The sequence below is a fragment of the Modicisalibacter sp. MOD 31.J genome (assembly GCF_020147985.1).
Taxonomy (GTDB): Bacteria; Pseudomonadota; Gammaproteobacteria; order Pseudomonadales; family Halomonadaceae; genus Modicisalibacter; species Modicisalibacter coralii.
In genome coordinates, this window is sequence record NZ_JAGXFF010000004.1 from 152,179 (window position 1) to 168,588 (window position 16,410).

Annotated in this window: 17 protein-coding genes; 14 read left to right on the forward strand and 3 right to left on the reverse strand. The window is 67.4% G+C overall.

The features are described from left to right. Window positions 1-4 precede the first annotated feature (4 nt). The 14 genes from KGR00_RS14600 (at window position 5) to KGR00_RS14665 (ending at window position 14,620) form a co-directional block, all read left to right on the forward strand. Window positions 5-634, forward strand: a complete 630-nt coding sequence (locus KGR00_RS14600) for a NeuD/PglB/VioB family sugar acetyltransferase (RefSeq protein WP_224419440.1) — start codon at window positions 5-7, stop codon at window positions 632-634. Further along, a complete protein-coding gene (neuB, locus tag KGR00_RS14605) occupies window positions 631-1,647 on the forward strand; it encodes an N-acetylneuraminate synthase (RefSeq protein WP_224419441.1) in 1,017 nt (338 codons plus the stop codon). Before KGR00_RS14600 ends, neuB begins: the two co-directional genes overlap by 4 nt. Beyond that, entirely contained in the window at window positions 1,644-2,864 is a 1,221-nt protein-coding gene (gene neuC, locus KGR00_RS14610; RefSeq protein WP_224419442.1) for a UDP-N-acetylglucosamine 2-epimerase, read from the forward strand. The genes neuB and neuC overlap by 4 nt, the downstream gene beginning before the upstream one ends. Further along, entirely contained in the window at window positions 2,846-3,907 is a 1,062-nt protein-coding gene (locus KGR00_RS14615) for a nucleotidyltransferase family protein (protein ID WP_224419443.1), read from the forward strand. Before neuC ends, KGR00_RS14615 begins: the two co-directional genes overlap by 19 nt. A 49-nt stretch (window positions 3,908-3,956) precedes the next feature. Beyond that, window positions 3,957-4,670, forward strand: coding sequence for an acylneuraminate cytidylyltransferase family protein (locus KGR00_RS14620; protein ID WP_224419444.1), 714 nt, complete (start codon window positions 3,957-3,959; stop codon window positions 4,668-4,670). Beyond that, a complete protein-coding gene (locus tag KGR00_RS14625; RefSeq protein WP_224419445.1) occupies window positions 4,651-5,448 on the forward strand; it encodes an SDR family oxidoreductase in 798 nt (265 codons plus the stop codon). The genes KGR00_RS14620 and KGR00_RS14625 overlap by 20 nt, the downstream gene beginning before the upstream one ends. A gap of 58 nt (window positions 5,449-5,506) precedes the next feature. Further along, a complete protein-coding gene (locus tag KGR00_RS14630; RefSeq protein WP_224419446.1) occupies window positions 5,507-6,442 on the forward strand; it encodes a Gfo/Idh/MocA family oxidoreductase in 936 nt (311 codons plus the stop codon). Next, complete coding sequence (locus KGR00_RS14635) at window positions 6,414-7,238, forward strand: SDR family oxidoreductase (protein WP_224419447.1); 825 nt, start codon at window positions 6,414-6,416, stop codon at window positions 7,236-7,238. The genes KGR00_RS14630 and KGR00_RS14635 overlap by 29 nt, the downstream gene beginning before the upstream one ends. Window positions 7,239-7,287: 49 nt before the next feature. Then, on the forward strand, window positions 7,288-8,280 hold the full coding sequence (locus tag KGR00_RS14640) for a polysaccharide deacetylase family protein (protein ID WP_224419448.1): 993 nt from the start codon (window positions 7,288-7,290) through the stop codon (window positions 8,278-8,280). Between the two features lie 26 nt (window positions 8,281-8,306). Continuing rightward, window positions 8,307-9,590 (forward strand): DUF4910 domain-containing protein, encoded by a 1,284-nt coding sequence (locus KGR00_RS14645; RefSeq protein ID WP_224419449.1) that lies wholly within the window; start codon window positions 8,307-8,309, stop codon window positions 9,588-9,590. Between the two features lie 180 nt (window positions 9,591-9,770). Continuing rightward, the gene (locus KGR00_RS14650) at window positions 9,771-11,150 is read left to right on the forward strand and encodes an exopolysaccharide biosynthesis polyprenyl glycosylphosphotransferase (RefSeq protein ID WP_224419450.1); all 1,380 of its coding nucleotides are present in this window, start codon (window positions 9,771-9,773) and stop codon (window positions 11,148-11,150) included. A 35-nt stretch (window positions 11,151-11,185) separates the two neighbouring features. Next, complete coding sequence (locus KGR00_RS14655) at window positions 11,186-12,988, forward strand: ABC transporter ATP-binding protein (RefSeq protein ID WP_224419451.1); 1,803 nt, start codon at window positions 11,186-11,188, stop codon at window positions 12,986-12,988. A 21-nt stretch (window positions 12,989-13,009) separates the two neighbouring features. Beyond that, window positions 13,010-14,347, forward strand: coding sequence for an O-antigen ligase family protein (locus KGR00_RS22515; protein WP_224419452.1), 1,338 nt, complete (start codon window positions 13,010-13,012; stop codon window positions 14,345-14,347). Window positions 14,348-14,422: 75 nt separating this feature from the next. Beyond that, window positions 14,423-14,620, forward strand: coding sequence for a hypothetical protein (locus KGR00_RS14665; protein ID WP_224419453.1), 198 nt, complete (start codon window positions 14,423-14,425; stop codon window positions 14,618-14,620). A 72-nt stretch (window positions 14,621-14,692) separates the two neighbouring features. Here KGR00_RS14665 and siaD read toward each other — a convergent pair whose 3' ends face one another. Genes siaD through siaB form a run of 3 tightly spaced genes read right to left on the reverse strand, consistent with a single transcriptional unit; the run spans window position 14,693 to window position 16,409 of the window. Further along, window positions 14,693-15,478, reverse strand: coding sequence for a biofilm regulation diguanylate cyclase SiaD (gene siaD, locus KGR00_RS14670; RefSeq protein ID WP_224419454.1), 786 nt, complete (start codon window positions 15,476-15,478; stop codon window positions 14,693-14,695). Continuing rightward, complete coding sequence (gene siaC, locus KGR00_RS14675) at window positions 15,478-15,867, reverse strand: biofilm regulation phosphoprotein SiaC (protein ID WP_129140531.1); 390 nt, start codon at window positions 15,865-15,867, stop codon at window positions 15,478-15,480. The genes siaD and siaC overlap by 1 nt, the downstream gene beginning before the upstream one ends. Window positions 15,868-15,875: 8 nt before the next feature. Then, window positions 15,876-16,409 (reverse strand): biofilm regulation protein kinase SiaB, encoded by a 534-nt coding sequence (siaB, locus tag KGR00_RS14680; RefSeq protein ID WP_129140532.1) that lies wholly within the window; start codon window positions 16,407-16,409, stop codon window positions 15,876-15,878. Window position 16,410 lies beyond the last annotated feature (1 nt).

The following is a 16,410-nucleotide window of genomic DNA, read 5'->3' on the forward strand; positions in this document are numbered from 1 at the left end:
CGGGATGGCGGACTATTACGTATTGGGGGGCGGGGGCCATGCGAGAGTCCTGGTGCATTGCCTCGTGGCCCTGGGCCACCGGGCACGCGGCTACACGGCGCCGCAGGCCTCGCAGGGCATGCCCGGCGTGGCCTACCTGGGCACGGACCGCGACATCCTGGCCCGGGATCTGCCCCCCGGCGAGCGCCTGGCGGTGATCGGGGTGGGCAAGGTGGACGCTCACGCCGACCGCCTCGGGCTGCTGTTCCGTTACCAGGCACGAGGCTTCCACTTTCCGGCCCTGGTGTCGCATGCCGCCATCGTGCACGCCGATGTCGTCTGCGGTGACGGCAGCGTGGTGCTCGACGGCGCCGTGGTGGTCACCGGCGCGCGGCTGGGGCGGGCCTGCATCGTCAATACCCGCGCCGGCGTCGACCATGACTGCTGGCTGGGCGACGACGTCCACATCGCGCCGGGCGCCACCCTGAGCGGCGGGGTCCACATCGGTGACCACTGCCAGATCGGTACCGGCGCCAACCTGATCCATTCGGTCTCGGTCTGCTCGGGCGTGGTGGTGGGCGCGGGGGCCACGGTGGTCGGCGACATCAACGAACCCGGCGTCTACGTCGGGACCCCGGCAAGGAGAATCGCATGAAGGAACCGCTTTGTACCTACGTGATCGCCGAGGCGGGGGTCAATCACGACGGCTCCCTCGAACAGGCCTTCCGCCTGGTCGAGCAGGCCGTGACCTGCGGGGCCGATGCCATCAAGTTCCAGGCCTTCAGCGCCGACCGGCTGGTGACGCGGGCGGCCGCGACGGCGACCTATCAGCGCCGCACGGCGGCGGTGGCGTCGCAGTACGAGCTGCTCAAGGCGCTCGAACTCGACGCCGAGGCGTTCCAGCGCCTGCAGGCCCATTGCCGGGCGCTGGGTATCGAATTCCTGGCCAGTCCCTTCGACGAGGAGAGCGTCGACTTCCTCGCCGACCTGGGCGTGCGCTCGTTCAAGATTCCCTCCGGCGAGATCACCAATACGCCGCTGCTCGAGCGCATCGCCGCTCATGGCAAGCCGGTGATCCTCTCCACCGGCATGTGCTGGCTGGCGGAGGTCGATACCGCGATCCGCACCCTCGATGCCGCCGGCGCGGGCGAGATCACCCTGCTGCATTGCGTGACCGAGTATCCGGCACCCTTCGAGCAGATCAATCTCTCGGCGATGCACACCCTGGCCAGTGCCTTCGGCCGCCCGGTGGGCTATTCGGACCATACCGCGGGCATCGACATGGCGATCGCCGCCGTCGCCATGGGTGCCCGGGTGATCGAGAAGCATTTCACGCTGGATACCACGCTGCCCGGGCCCGACCACGCCGCCTCGCTGGCGCTCGGCGACTTTCGCGCCATGGTCGAGGCGATTCGCCACGTCGAACTGGCGCGCGGCGACGGCATCAAGCGGCCGGCGCCCTGCGAGCTCGACAACATGCGGGTGGTGCGCAAGAGCATCGCCGTGGGGCGCGACATCGCCGCTGGGGAGATCCTGTCGCGGGCCGATCTGACCCTCAAGCGGCCCGGTTCGGGGATGCCGCCGTCGCTGCTCGAGACGGTGGTGGGGCGCCAGGCCGCCCGCGCGATTCGCAGCGACGACCTGCTCGACTGGCGGGACCTGGCATGAGCCGGCGACTCTGGGTCCTGACCACCACCCGGGCCGACTATGGGCTGCTCTACTGGCTGCTGCGCGAGATCGACGACGATCCGGCCCTGGAACTGATGCTGGCGGTGACCGGCAGCCACCTGTCCCGCGAATTCGGTCACACCGTCGACGACATCGAGCGCGACGGCTTCGCCATCCACCGACGCCTGGAGATCCTGCTCGCCTCGGATACCCGTACGGCGGTGACCAAGGCGATGGGGCTGGCCATGCTCGCCTGTGGCGATGCCCTGGCCGAGGACCGGCCCGATGCGGTGGTGGTGCTCGGCGATCGGTTCGAGATCGTCCCGGTGGCGCTGGCGGCCGTGGTCCAGGGGATCCCCGTCGTGCATCTGCACGGCGGCGAGATCACCCGGGGCGCCCTCGACGACTACTTCCGCCATGCGGTGACCAAGCTCGCCTCGCTGCATTTCCCGGCCACCGAGACCTATCGCCGCAACTTGCTGCAACTGGGCGAGGCACCGGAGGCGATCTTCAATCACGGTGCCCCCGGGCTCGATCACCTGCACCGCAGCGAGCGGCTCGACCGCGAGACGCTGGCGCAGGCCCTGGGGCTGGCGTTGACGCGCCCCACGGCCCTGGTGACCTGCCACCCGGTGACGGCCGAGAGCGACGCCGATTCCCTGGCGACGGTACGGGCCCTGCTCGAGGCGCTGGAAGCCATCGACGGACTGGATCTGGTGATCACCAAGGCCAACGCCGACAGCCAGGGGCGACAGATCAACGCCTGCCTGAGCGCGTGGTGCGCGCGCCACGCCGACCGCGCCCGGCTCTTCGACAACCTGGGGCCACGGCGCTACCACGCCTGCCTGGCCCACCTGGATCTGATGATCGGCAATTCGTCGAGCGGGCTGATCGAGGCGCCGTCGTTCCGCCTGCCGGTGGTCAACATCGGCAGCCGTCAGGCAGGGCGGCTGACGGCGGCCAACGTGATCACGGTGGCCGCCGAGCGCGAGGCGATCCGCGCGGCCATCGAGCGCGCCTCGAGCGACGACTTCCGGCGCTCGCTGGCCGGTCTCGAGAATCCCTACGACCGTCATGGCGACGGCAGGACGTCCTGGCGGATCAAGGAAACCCTCAAGACGTTTCCCCTGGACCCACACCCCAAGAAGCGGTTCGTCGGTGCGCCCTTCGGCGTCGCGAGTGCCTGCGAGGAGGCAGAATGTTCGAGAAGCTATTGACCCCGCCGCAACGCAACGTGCTGGAAGCCCTCCACCAGTTGGAGGAGACCCGGCGCAAGGTCCTGTTCGTGGTCGATGACAGCTCGCGACTGCTGGGCACGCTCACCGACGGCGACGTGCGCCGCTGGATCCTGGGCGGCGGCGATCTGGCCGGCCAGGTGGGGGCGGTCTGCAACACCGCGCCGTTCACGGCGCGGGAAAACGACGACCTCGCCGAGGTCGGCCGGACGATGCGCCGGCTGCAGATCACCGCGGTACCGGTGGTCGACGACGGCGGGCGCGTGGTCGATGCGCATTTCTGGGAGTCGCTCTGCCAGGAGGGCGGGGAGCGCTCGCCGCGCCATCATCTGAACCTGCCGGTGGTGGTCATGGCGGGGGGCAAGGGCACGCGCCTGGCGCCGTTCACCGACGTCCTGCCCAAGCCGTTGATTCCGGTCGGCGACAAGACCGCCATCGAGATCATCCTCGATTCCTTCGTCGACTACGGCGTGGACGACTTCTACCTCTCGGTGAACTACAAGTCGCGGATGATCCAGGCCTACTTCGAGGAGCGGGAGCCGGCCTACCGTCTCCAGTACCTCTACGAGGAGAAACCGCTGGGCACGGGCGGCAGCCTCAGCGCGCTCAGCGGCAAGCTCGACGGCGACCTGATCGTGACCAACTGCGACGTGATCGTGCGGGCGGACTACCACGCCATGGTCGAGCACCACCGTCGCGAGAACAACGACATCACGGTGGTCGTGTCGATGCGTTCCTACGACATTCCCTACGGCATCTGCGACATCGTCGACAACGGTCAGCTGTGCGCCATGCGCGAGAAGCCGCACTACGACTTCATGGTCAATACCGGCCTCTACATCCTGCGCGCCTCGACCCTCGATCTGGTCCCGCCCAATGCCTTCTACCACCTGACCGACCTGATCGACGACGTCAGGGCGCGCGGCGGGCGGGTGGGGGTCTACCCGATCAGCGAGAAGGCCTGGCTGGATACCGGCGAATGGCGTCAGTACTGCGAGACCCTCTCGCAGATCAAGTCGGCATGACCTCTCTGCTCTGTGCCTTTTGGCGCCACTTCGACAATCGGGTGAATTCATGATCGGTGACAAAAGAGTCGTGGCCATCGTGCCGGCCCGCGGCGGCAGCAAGTCGGTGCCCGGCAAGAACATACGTGATCTGGGCGGACGCCCGCTGATCGACTGGACGTTGCGCATGGCGCTCGACAGCGACGCCATCGATCGCGTCATCGTCTCCACCGACGACCGCGCCATCGCTGAGGTTGCCGAACGCTGCGGTGCGGAAGTCATGTGGCGTCCCGCGGCGCTCGCCACCGATACGTCCCGGGTTCTCGATACGGTCGTCGACCTTGCCGAGCGCCTCAGGGGCGAGGGGGAGCGTGCCCCCTATGGCCTGCTTCTCGAACCGACGAGCCCGTTTCGCAGGCCCGAAGTCATCCAGCAGTGTCTGGCGCGCCTCGAGGAGGGGCTGGACTCCGCGGCGACGTTCAAGCCCGCCGAGCTCAATCCCCATCGGGCCTGGAGACTGGCGGACGGGAAGCTCGAGACGTTCATTGACGGGGCCATCCCCTGGCTGCCCCGGCAGGCGTTGCCGGAGGCCTACCAGCTCAGCGGCGACGTCTACGCCTTCCGGCTAGACCGGCTGCGCACCGACTGCCAGGCGTTGCTCTTCGGGCGCATGGGCGCAGTGGTGATCGACGGCAGCCGCTCGCTGGATATAGACACCCTCGAAGACTTCATGATTGCCGAATACCTGGTGAAAGGAATCGACCATGAACCGATCATTGCATGACTTGTTCGATCTCTCCGGCCGTACGGCGCTGATCAGCGGCGGCGCGGGCTATCTCGGCCTGGCCATGGGCGAGGCCCTGGCCGAGCTGGGGGCCAGCGTGGTGGTGGCTAGCCGTGACGGAGAGGTCTGCGCAGAAGCCGCACGGCATCTACGTGAACACTTCCCCGGGGGAGAGCATCGTGGCATGGCGCTGGACGTTACCGATGCCGACTCGGTCACGGACTGCGTCGAACGCCTCGACGGCGAGGCCGGTGGCCTCGACATTCTGGTCAACAACGCCTGGTCGGGACGCAAGAACAGCTGGCAGAGCATCGACGAGGAGGACTGGTATTACGACGTGGATATCAGCCTCAATTCCGTGTTCCGCATGGTTAAGCACTTCCACCCGCTGATTCGGGAACGGCATGGATGCATCGTCAACATCGCTTCCATGTACGGCCACGTAGCGCCCGACTATCGACTGTATGTCGGAACCGACCATGCCAATCCGCCCAGTTACGGGGCCGCCAAGGCCGGTGTACTGCAGTTCACCCGTTACCTTGCCAGCTTCCTGTCTCCCGACGCGATCCGTGTCAACGCGATCAGCCCGGGTGCCTTCCCGCATGCCGTGACCCGTGACAACGAGAGCTTCATGCAGCGTCTCCGGGACAAGGCCCCTCTGGGGCGCCTGGGCCAACCGGAAGAACTGAAGGGGGCGATCGCGCTTCTGGCAAGTGACGCCGGCAGCTACATGACCGGCCAGAATCTGTGCGTCGACGGCGGATGGGCTGTCTGGTGAGGGCCCTGATGATGGCTTCACCAGCCAAGCGCGGGTCGATTTTCTCGTGGGAGGCAGCATGACGACGAACGTGGGCATCATCGGCCACAGCCCCGGCAATGGCCACCCCTTTTCCTATTCGGCGATCCTCAACGGCTATGACGATACCGGGCTGCGCGAGGCCGGCTGGCCGGTGATCCACGGCTACGTGCGCCGCCGCCATGCCTCGGAGTTCGGCGTCGGCGATCTGCGGGTCAGCCACGCCTGGACGCAGGACCCGGCGGTCACCGAGGCGCTGTGTCGGGCGGCGAACATCGCCAACGCCGTGGCCGCTCCCGGCGCGATGCTCGGCGAGGTCGATGCGGTGATCATCGCCCGCGACGATGCGGCCTCGCACCGCCAGCTCGCCGCGCCCTTCCTCGAGGCCGGGGTGCCGGTGCTGATCGACAAGCCGCTGACCCTCGATGCCGCCGAGCTCGACTATTTCGCGCCGTTTCTGGCCGCCGGCACGCTGATGTCCTGCTCGGCCATGCGTTACGCCCGCGAGCTCGACGACGTGCGCGCCGAACTCGCCGACTACGGCCGCCTGAGCCTGGTCCGCGGCACCATCGTCCAGGAGTGGGCGCGCTACGGCGTGCACCTGCTGGATGCCATCGTTCCGCTGCTGCAGGCGCGGCCGGTCACGATCCGGGCCCTGCCGTGCGACCACGATGCCCTGGCGATCACCCTGGACGACGGCGCGCTGATCACCATCGATACGTTGCCCGACTCGCCGCCGGTGTTTCGCGTCGACGTCTACGGCAGCCGCCGGCGCAGCCATCACGACATCACCGACAACTTCTCGATGTTCCGGCGTCTGCTCGGCGAATTCGCGACGATGGTCGAGACCTCCCGCCCCGGCGAATCCGCGGCGGCCACGCCCACCGTCATCCGCACGCTGATCGCCGGTCAGCAGGCTCTCCAGACCCGCAGCGAGGTAGCGATCGATGACGCCAAGCTACAGGCGGTTGTTTGAACTCGACGGCCGGGTGGCCGTCGTCACCGGCGGCCTGGGGATCCTCGGGCAACACTTCTGTCGCGCCCTGGCCGAGTTCGGTGCTCACGTGGTGGTGGCCGACGTCGACGGCGAGGCCGCCGAAGCGCTGGCGACGCAGCTTGCCGCGGCGTATCGCGTCGACTGCCTGGGGCTGGCCTGCGACGTCAGCGAGGAAGCCTCGGTGGAAGCCTTGGTGGCGCGCGTCGTCGAGCGTTTCGGGCGGATCGACGTCCTGCACAACAATGCCGCCAGCAAGTCCCCGGATCTCGCGGCCTTCTTCGCCCCGGCGGAGGAGTACGCCCTCGAGGAGTGGCGACGCATCATGGCGGTGAACCTGGACGGGGTGTTCCTCGTCGCCCGCACCGTGGGCCGGCAGATGATCGCTCAGGGCCACGGCGGCAGCATCATCCATACCGGCTCGATCTACGGCCATCTGGGCAGCGATCCCGCCATCTACGAAGGGTCGGAATACCTGGGCGTGGCGATCAACACGCCGCCCGTCTATGCCGCCTCGAAGGCCGGGGTGGCGGGGCTCGCCCGCTATCTCGCCACGCTCTGGGCAGGGCACGGCATTCGCGTCAACACCCTGGTGCCCGGCGGTGTGGCGAGCGGCCAGAACGCCGAATTCCAGCGTCGCTACGCCGCGCGGATTCCCATGAAGCGCATGGGCGAGGCCGAGGAACTCACCGGGGCGCTGATCTATCTGGCGTCCGACGCCTCGCGCTACGTGACCGGGCAGACCCTGTTCGTCGATGGCGGTCTCAGCGCCTGGTGATGAACGACGAGCCATGAATCGACAGCAGGGACAAGGAGGCAAGACAACCATGAGCGATGCGTTGACGATCGTGATGTACCACTATGTCCGGCCCATGCCCCGGTCGGCCTTCCTGACGGTCAAGGGGAGGGCGCTCGATGAGTTCCAGGGGCAACTGGATTTTCTCGCACGCCACTATCGGGTCGTGCGCGTCGAGGAGGTGATCGCCGCCATGCGCGGCGAGGCGACGCTGCCCGACAACGCGGCGCTGCTGACCTTCGATGACGGCTATACCGATCACCATCGCTACGTGCTGCCCGAGCTGGTGGCGCGCGGCATGCAGGGCAGTTTCTTCCCGCCCGCCTGTTCGGTGCTCGACGGCCGCGTGCTCGACGTCAACAAGATTCATTTCGTGCTCGCCAGCGGCGTCGCGCCGTCGCGTCTGGTCAGCGAGATATTCGCCGCCCTGGACGAGCTGCGCGATGCCCATGACCTGAAATCGAACGCCGAGTACTACCAGGCCCATTCGCAGGAGAGTCGCTACGACACACCCGAGGTGACCTTCATCAAGCGTCTCTTGCAGAAGGGACTGCCGTTGGCGTTGCGCAGCGAGATCGTCGACCGGCTGTTCCGGCGCTACGTGACCCGCGACGAGCGGGATTTCGCCGCCATGCTCTACATGGACCGCGAGCAGTTGCGCGACTTGCGCGAGGCCGGCATGTGTCTGGGCAGTCATGGCGACCAGCATCGCTGGCTCAACACCCTCGACGCCGACGAGCAACGTCGCGAGATCGACCGCAGCCTGGCCTTCCTCGGCGAGCTGGGGGTGCCCGAACGGGACTGGGTGATGTGCTACCCCTACGGTGGCTATGACGATTCGCTGCTGACACTCCTGCGCGAGAAGCGCTGTGCCCTGGGGCTCACCGTCGAGGTGGGCGTGGCCGATATCGTCCGCAACGATCCGCTGCGGCTGCCGCGGCTCGACACCAACGACGTACCGGTCGATGCGAGCGTGCCGCTCGAGACGTTCGGCTGGGCCGGCGTCTCGCCGGTCGGCGCCTGAGAGTCGGGGGCACCACGATGTACGACATGATGAAACTGCTGGCCGATCTCACGCCGCTCAACCGGGTGATCTGTTCCAGCGACTACGATGCCACCATCGATTACATGAAGGCGGTGCTGCCGTTTCGCGAGCTGTGCTATCCCGATAGCGACGACTACAACGGCTGGGTGATCCCGCCCAAGTGGGACGTGACGCAAGCCTGCATCGAGTACCGCGGCGAGACGATCTACGACGGGCGGCATCACCCGCTGGCGGTGATGGCGCTGTCCGCGCCGTTCTCCGGCAGCGTGTCGCGCGAGGAGCTGCGCCGGCACCTGCACTACGATCATCGTTATCCCGAGGCGATTCCCTTTCATTTCCGGCAGCTGTTCCGCAGTTGGGATCGCGACTGGGGTTTCTGCGTCCCGCGGACCTTCTTCGATTCGCTCGCACCGGGGGAGTACCGGGTCACCATCGAGACCCGCGAGGCGCCCGGCACCCTGCGGGTGCTCGACTACACCCTGGAAGGGCGCTCGCCGGAAACCATCGTCTTCGGTGCCAACCTGGATCACCCCGGCGTGGCCAACGACGGGCTGTCCGGCGTGGCGGTGGGGGTGGCGCTGTTCGAGGCCCTGCGTCGGCGCGGTCGGCAGCTCAACTTCAGCTATCGGCTGGTGCTGGCGCCGGGGATCATGGGCAACGAGTACTACCTGGGACGTCTGCCCGCGGCGGAGCGCGACACCCTGCTCGAGGGGGTGATGCTGGAAATGCTCGGCTCGCCCACCGAGCTGGCCCTGCAGTTCTCCCGCCACGAGCAGGCCAACGTCGAGATCGCCCTCGCCGATGCCCTCGAGCAGCTCGAATTCCGCCACCACACCGGCGCCTTCGAGAGCGCGCTGCTCAACGACGAATATATCTGGGAGGCCTACGGCATTCCCATGGCGTCGTTGTCCCGCTATCCCTACCCCGAGTACCACACCGATCGCGACAGCATCGAGCTGATGGATCCGGGGTGCCTGGAGGAAGCGGTGACGGCGTTGCTGGCGGCGATCGATGCCCTGGAAGCCAGCGCGGTGGTACGCAAGCGCTTTTCCGGCAACATCTGCCTGTCGCATCCGCGCTACGACCTCTACGTCGACCCCGGCCAGGTCGCCTTCGGTGACGGGCCGGACGAGCAGCGCCGTCGACTGCGCCTGTTGATGGACACCGTCCCCACGCTGACCCGACCCACCAGCATGACGCTGCTGGCGCGCCGGGTCGGCCTGCCGTTGCCCATCGTCGAGGCCTATCTCGATCGCTGGGCACACCATGGGCTCGTCGAGATTTCCTGAGACACCGACCGGTTCCACCCCTGACGTCGTCGCCGCCCTTCGCCGGGCGGCACCCGTTCCGATTCCGTTCAAGGTGGCGTCCGCCATGACAACAACCCGCCGGCACCCCGACGTGCCGGACGGACGCCGGGCCTTGGTCTTTTCCCCGTTGTCGAAGGCTCCAACAAGCAGGGAGGCCTCATGCTGGCTAACGTCAAGAAGCATCTGAACGATTCGTCGACACAATGGCAGGCGTCGGCCCTGGCGGGCGGTGAGCACGTCTTGCCCGCCGATGGACTCGATACCCAATGGCTCGATCGCAAGCGGCGTCATTCACGACCCTGGGAGCGGCTGCTGGTCAATCCGGCGACCCACCTGCTGACCGGCTGGTTGATGGCCATCGCTGCGCCGGCGCTGATGATGTGGGGGGCGGGCTTCTGGGAGGGCATCGCCGCCGAGCGGCATATCGCCCTGCTGTTGGGGACGCTGAGTTATCTGCTGGCGTTTTGGGTCGTGCAGCGGCTGTCGCGGCTGCCGGGCGTCAAGGCGCCGGTCTGGATCGTGCCCTGTCTGGCGGCCGGTTACGGAGCCTCGGCGCTGGGGCTGCACCTTGTCGAACTGCCGTTCGACAGCGCCTATCTGCTGGCCAGTTTCGCCACCGCCTGCGTGACCGGCTTGCTGTCGTTCTTCCTGCTCGCCGGGGCCTGGCGGCCGCTGCTGGCCATCGTGCCCTTCGGGCGCGCCGCCGCCCTGTGCCAGGACCCCGGGGTGGGCTGGTGTCCGCTCGATGCGCCCAGCCTCGAGCGGGTGCGCGTCAACGCCGTGGTCGCCGACCCCCGCGCGGAACTCGGCGACAGCTGGCAGCGTTTCCTGGCCGAATGCACCATCCACCGGATTCCGGTCTATACAGAGAGTCGGGCGCTGGAGTTGCTTTACGGCCGCATCCCGCTCGACCAGCTTCCCGAGGAGGTTCGCCACGGCAGCCTGTCACCCCATGAGGGCTACGAGATCGTCAAGCGTGGTCTGGACCTGTTCGGCGTGCTCTGCCTGCTGCCGCTGGCGCTGCCGGTGATGGCGGTCACCGCGCTGGCGATCCGCCTGGACAGCCCGGGGCCGGCGTTCTTCACCCAGCGGCGCATGGGGCTGTGCTGTCGTCAGTTCACGCTCTACAAGTTTCGCAGTATGTACAGCGACCGTGCCGGTGGCGGATTCACCGCCGCCGGCGAGGATCCGCGGGTGACCCGCGTGGGGCGGGTGATCCGCAAGTATCGCCTCGACGAGCTGCCGCAGCTGTTCAACGTGCTCAAGGGCGACATGAGCCTGATCGGCCCGCGGCCGGAATCGATGGCGCTGACCGAATGGTACGGTCGGGAAGTGCCGTACTTTCACTATCGCCACGTGGTTCGCCCGGGCATCTCCGGCTGGGCCCAGGTCATGCAGGGATACGCCGCCGAGGTCGACGGCATGGTCGGCAAGCTGGAATACGACTTCTACTACATCAAGAACGTGTCCTTCTGGCTCGATGCCCTGATCGTGCTGCGTACCCTCAAGACACTCCTGACCGGTTTCGGCGCGCGATGAGCGCGCGTCACCGGCCGCCTTCACGGTGACCCGACATGCTCAAGAGTCTCGCTGAACTCTATACGTTGCTGACCGCCGAGCAGCGCCGCAAGCTCCTGCGCCTGCAAGGGCTGGTCATCCTCATGGCCTTCGCCGAGATCGCCGGCGTGGTCTCCATCGGGCCCTTCATGGCGCTGGTCGGCGACATGAGTCAGCTGCAGGGCGACGGCATGGTGGCCGAACTCTACCGCGCCAGCGGGGCCGGCTCGCCCACCCGGTTCCTGGTCTGGGTGGGCATCGGTGTGCTGATCGCCCTGACCCTGGCGGCGATGATCTCGATGTTCACCATCTGGCGACTGTCGCTGTACGGCGCGCGGGTCGGGGTCGAGCTGGGCAACCGCCTGTTCCGCCATTACATGCACCAGCCCTGGATCTTCCATGCCAGCGGCAACAGCGGTCATCTGATCAACCAGATCACCCAGGAGTGCCAGCGCATCACGGTCAAGGTCATCAACCCGCTGATGCAGATGAACGCCAAGCTGGTGATGGCGCTGTTCATGCTGGTCGCGGTGTTCGTCTACAACCCGCTGGTGGCGGTGGCCGGCCTGCTGGTGTTCGTCAGCGCCTACCTGCTGCTCTACGTGACCGTGCGTCGCCGGCTGATCGGCAACGGCCGGGCGATCTCCGAGGCCCAGACCCAGCGCTATCGGCTGATGGCCGAAGGCTTCGGCGGCATCAAGGACGTGCTGGTGCTGGGGCGTCAACGCATCTTCACCGGCCGCTTCGGCGAGGCCAGCCGGCGCTACGCCGACGCCGAGGGCGTCAACCAGGCCCTGAGTCAGGTCCCGCGCTACGCCATGGAGCTGGTCGCCTTCGGTAGCGTGATCTTCCTGGTGCTCTATCTGCTCGCCGCCTATCAGGGCAATGTCGGCAGCATTCTGCCGGTGCTCTCGGTGTACGCCCTGGCCGGTTTCAAGCTGCTGCCGGCCTTCCAGCAGGTCTATTTCAGCATCTCGCAGATCCGTGGTGACCTGGCCGCCTTCGACGCCCTGCGCGAGGATCTCCTGGGCAGCGTCCGGGAAAGCGGCGACGACGTCATCGACCCCGAGGCTGCCGGTCGTTGGGTGCCGCGCCAGGCGGTCAGCCTGCGCGACGTGGTGTTCCGTTACCCGGGCAAGGCGGAGGCCGCCCTCGACGGGCTGACCCTGGAAATCCCCGCCAACCGGGTGGTGGGGCTGGTGGGGGCCTCGGGCTCCGGCAAGTCGACCACCATCGATCTGCTGCTGGGCTTGATCGAGCCGCAGTCGGGGGCATTGCTGATCGACGGCCGGTCGCTGGATTCGGGCGACAGGCGGGCCTGGCAGAATGCCCTGGGCTTCGTGCCCCAGAGCATCTTCCTGACCGATGCGACGATTCGCGAGAACATCGCCTTCGGCCTGCCGCCCGAGGCGATCGACGATCTGCAGGTGCGTCGCGCCGCCTCGATGGCACATCTCGACGATCTGCTCGCCGAGCTGCCCCACGGTCTCGACACGCGTGTCGGCGAGCGCGGCGTCCAGCTTTCCGGGGGGCAGCGCCAGCGCATCGGCATCGCCCGGGCGCTGTACAGCGATGCCGAGGTGATGGTGCTCGACGAGGCGACCAGCGCCCTGGACGGCATCACGGAGAAGCGGGTGATGGATGCGGTGCACGAGTTCTCGGGCAAGAAGACCACCATCATCATCGCCCACCGCCTGGCCACGGTCCGTCAGTGCGACTGCATCTACCTGATCGACCGCGGACGCGTCATCGACGCCGGTCGTTACGAGGAATTGCTGCAGCGCAACGAGATGTTCAAGCGCATGGCCGCCCATGCCTGACGCATGCCGGGAGACGAGGGCGTGACATCGCGAATCGCGGGGACCGGCGTAGGCGACGCCGCTGCCGGGCGGGTCTCGCCGTGCCCGGAGGCACGGCGTGGGATCTGGGGGGTGTTGAACACCGCCTTGGTGAGCGGCTTTCTCGCCACGCTGGTGGTCTGGCCGCGGGGCTATGCGCTCTTTCCGCTGGCGGCGGCGCTGATGGCCGTGGCGGCAGGAGTCGCTTCGCCGGGTCGCTGGCGCGTCAGCCTGGACGCCGAGGATCTGCTGTGGCTGGTGGCGCTGGTGGCCTTTTCGGGCAGCTGGCTCGCTGATGTCTGGCGCAGCGACGCCTGGCCGCGTTCGCTGAGTGGTGAAGGCAGGTTGTTGCCCCTGTGGCCGCTGCTCGCCGCGTTGCTGATGATCTGGCTGCGGGCACAGCCCCCCCGACTGCGAGGCTGGTTGTCGGGGCTCGCGCTAGGCGCCTCGGGGGCGCTCGCCGTCGCGCTCCATGAACGGGTCTGGCTGGGGCTGCCGCGCATCTATGAGATCATGAACGCGATCCCCTTCGGCAATCTGGCGCTGTTGCTGGGTATGCTGGCGTTGGTGTCGCTGCTGGGGCGTCGCGATGACGGCCAGCCGTGGCGACGAGGTTCGACATTGCTGCTGGCGCTGGCCTCGCTGGCGGGATTGGCTGCCTCGCTGCTGTCGGGAACTCGTGGCGGCTGGTTGATGCTGCCGTTGCTCGTCTTGCTGATCGTCATCCATTATCGGCCGTTGCCGGCCGGGCGTGGCGTTTGTCGCACCCTGCTCCTGCTCGGGATACCGGTCGTGGTCGGCGCGAGCCTGCCCCAGACGGGGGTCGTCGAGCGCCTGCAACTGGCGGTGAACGACCTGCAGGGCTATTTCGCGACCGGCGACGCCAACTCGTCGCTGGGCCTGCGCCTGGGCATGTGGCGTGGCGGACTGGCGCTGTTCGCCCAACACCCCGGGTGGGGCTGGGGGGAAGCGGGCCTGGAGCCCGCCCTGAGAGGCTGGATCGCGGCGACCGGGCGCTATCCCGAGATCGCCGCCTACGGCCAGTTGCACAGCGACATCGTCGACACCGCGGCGCGGCGCGGGCTGGTCGGACTGACCGGCCTGGGGCTGGTCTACGGCGTGCCGCTGGTGTTGTTCGGCCGCCACCTGCGACGGGCCGTACGGCCTCGTGAGCGCCTGCTGGCCCTGTCGGGGCTGGTGGTGATCCTGGCCTTCGTCATCTTCGGGCTGAGTCAGTCGATGCTGCGCGACGCCCGGGGTCTGAGCGGCTTTCTCACGCTCGCCGTGGTCTGCTGGGCGCTGCTCAAGGCGGACATGCCGCGACGTCGCCCGCCAATGTGAACAGTCGTCAGCGTGCCGGCGGTTGCACGTCGCCGCTCGTTGTCATCGCTCGGACCAGAAGGGGAGGAGCGCTTCGTGCTGCAATGTCCCAATTGCACCAGTTACGGTGTCCACCCGATCAGGCGTCGCTGGTGGCAGCGTGTGCTGCACCGTCCCCGCCGTTATCGGTGTCAGGACTGCGGATTGGACTACCGTCTCGAGCAGTTGATCCGGGGGCCGGCGGTGGCGATCAACGACGCCGCCGCGCGCGACGACCTTGCCGAGCCGCAATGACGATGTCGCCCGGCGCGGATCCGCAAAAGGGTACCTTCGGGTGCCCTTTTGCGTGATGGCGTCGTCGCCGCCTCACTCGGCGAGCCGGTAGCGGTCGCGGCCGCCGCGCTTGGCCGCCAGCAGCGCCCGATCGGCGCGATTGACGGTGTCCTGCTCGTTTTCCGTTGGCCGAAACTGCGCAATGCCGGCGCTCACCGTCACCGTGACCTGGGTATCGCCTGCCGTCACCCGCAACTGGCGCAACCGCGAGAAGAGCCGCTCGACGAGGGCCTGGGCCTGATCGAGGGTGCAGTCGTTCAACAGCAGCAGGAACTCCTCGCCGCCCCAGCGGCCGCAGAGGTCACCGGCCCGCAGCGTCTGACCCATGAGCGAAGCCATCTCGACCAGGATCCGGTCGCCCACCTCGTGGCCGTGGCGGTCGTTGATGTGCTTGAAGTGATCGACGTCGAGCATCGCCACGCTGAAGGCGAGGCCTTCGCGGCGAGAACGCTGGCCGGCCAGCTTGAGCCGGTCGGCGAGCATGCGACGGTTGGCCAGTCCGGTGAGGGGGTCGTGGGTCGAGGCCGTATGCAGCTCGCGGTTGTTGTCGCGCATCAGTTCCTGATAGCGGTCCGAGATCCGCGACAGCTTGCGTTCCCGTTGCAACTGGCGCGCGTATTGCTGCTGGGTCTCGAGCATCTCGTCGCGGCTGAACTGCTGGTAGCCGTCGGCGATCGACAGCAACCGCTCTAGCCGCTTCTGTTGTCCCTGATGGTGACGATAGAGCTGTTCGAGCACAGGGTAGAGCGGGTGGTCGCGGTACTCGTCGATGGCGAGCAGCGCTTCGACGTGGCCGAGCAGATCGCTGTCGTCCGCCATCACGTGGGGGCCTGTGTCGGGGCGATCACGAAGGGGAAGCTGCAATCCTCGCGGAACTCCTCGGCGAGTTCGGCGATGCGCTCGTTGCGCGGGTCGTAGCGCCAGTCCACGGCGACGTCCTGCCCGCGTTCATGGGCGTCCTCGAGCAGATCGAAGATATCCATCATCGCCTTGACCGAGCTGGTGTTGAGATAGACCAGCGTCAGGTCCAGGCGCAGCGGTGCGGGACCGTCGGCGAGATAGGCATCGACCCAGTCGATGACCTGGCCGAAGAGCTCATAGGAGTTTTCCGGGTAGGAATCGCCCTGCATGGCCAGCCGGCCGGCCGACCAGTCGCTCTGGATGGCGGGCGTCGATTGAGTACCGGCGATGTTCAGGTCACTGTGCATGGGCTGTCTCATACGGTGGCTGTCAGGCTGAAGAATCCACGGCCGTCGGGCAAGCGCTCGAGTGACGTCTGGAGCGGACGGCTGGACTTGCGGGCCATGTCGAGGATGCCGAGACCGGCGCCACTGCTGGCTTCGGCCTCGCGCGGCTGGCGCAATTGCTGCTTGTAGGCGCGCTTGAGCTCGGCCTTGTCGAGTCCGGCGAGCGCCTCGATGCTCTCGACCAGGCGTTCGCCGTCGGCCCACTCGACCAGGTTGCCGGCCGAAATCAGGTAATGGGCCCCGTCGTCCCTGGCCACGGCAATGGTGGCGGTGGCCTGGGTCTCGTCGTAACCCTGCAGGCCGGCGTAATGGCGGATGTTCTGGGTCATCTCGATGTAGATGGCGAAGACGTCCATCGCCGAGGAGAGCGCGGTTTCCTGATTGGCCATGTAATTGCGCAGGGCATTGCCGATCTCCTCGATCAGGCTGCGCGATATCGGGCCGTTGAAGCACAGCATGATGCGCTGCTGCAGATAGCTTTCGCGCATGGCGAGCAGATTCATG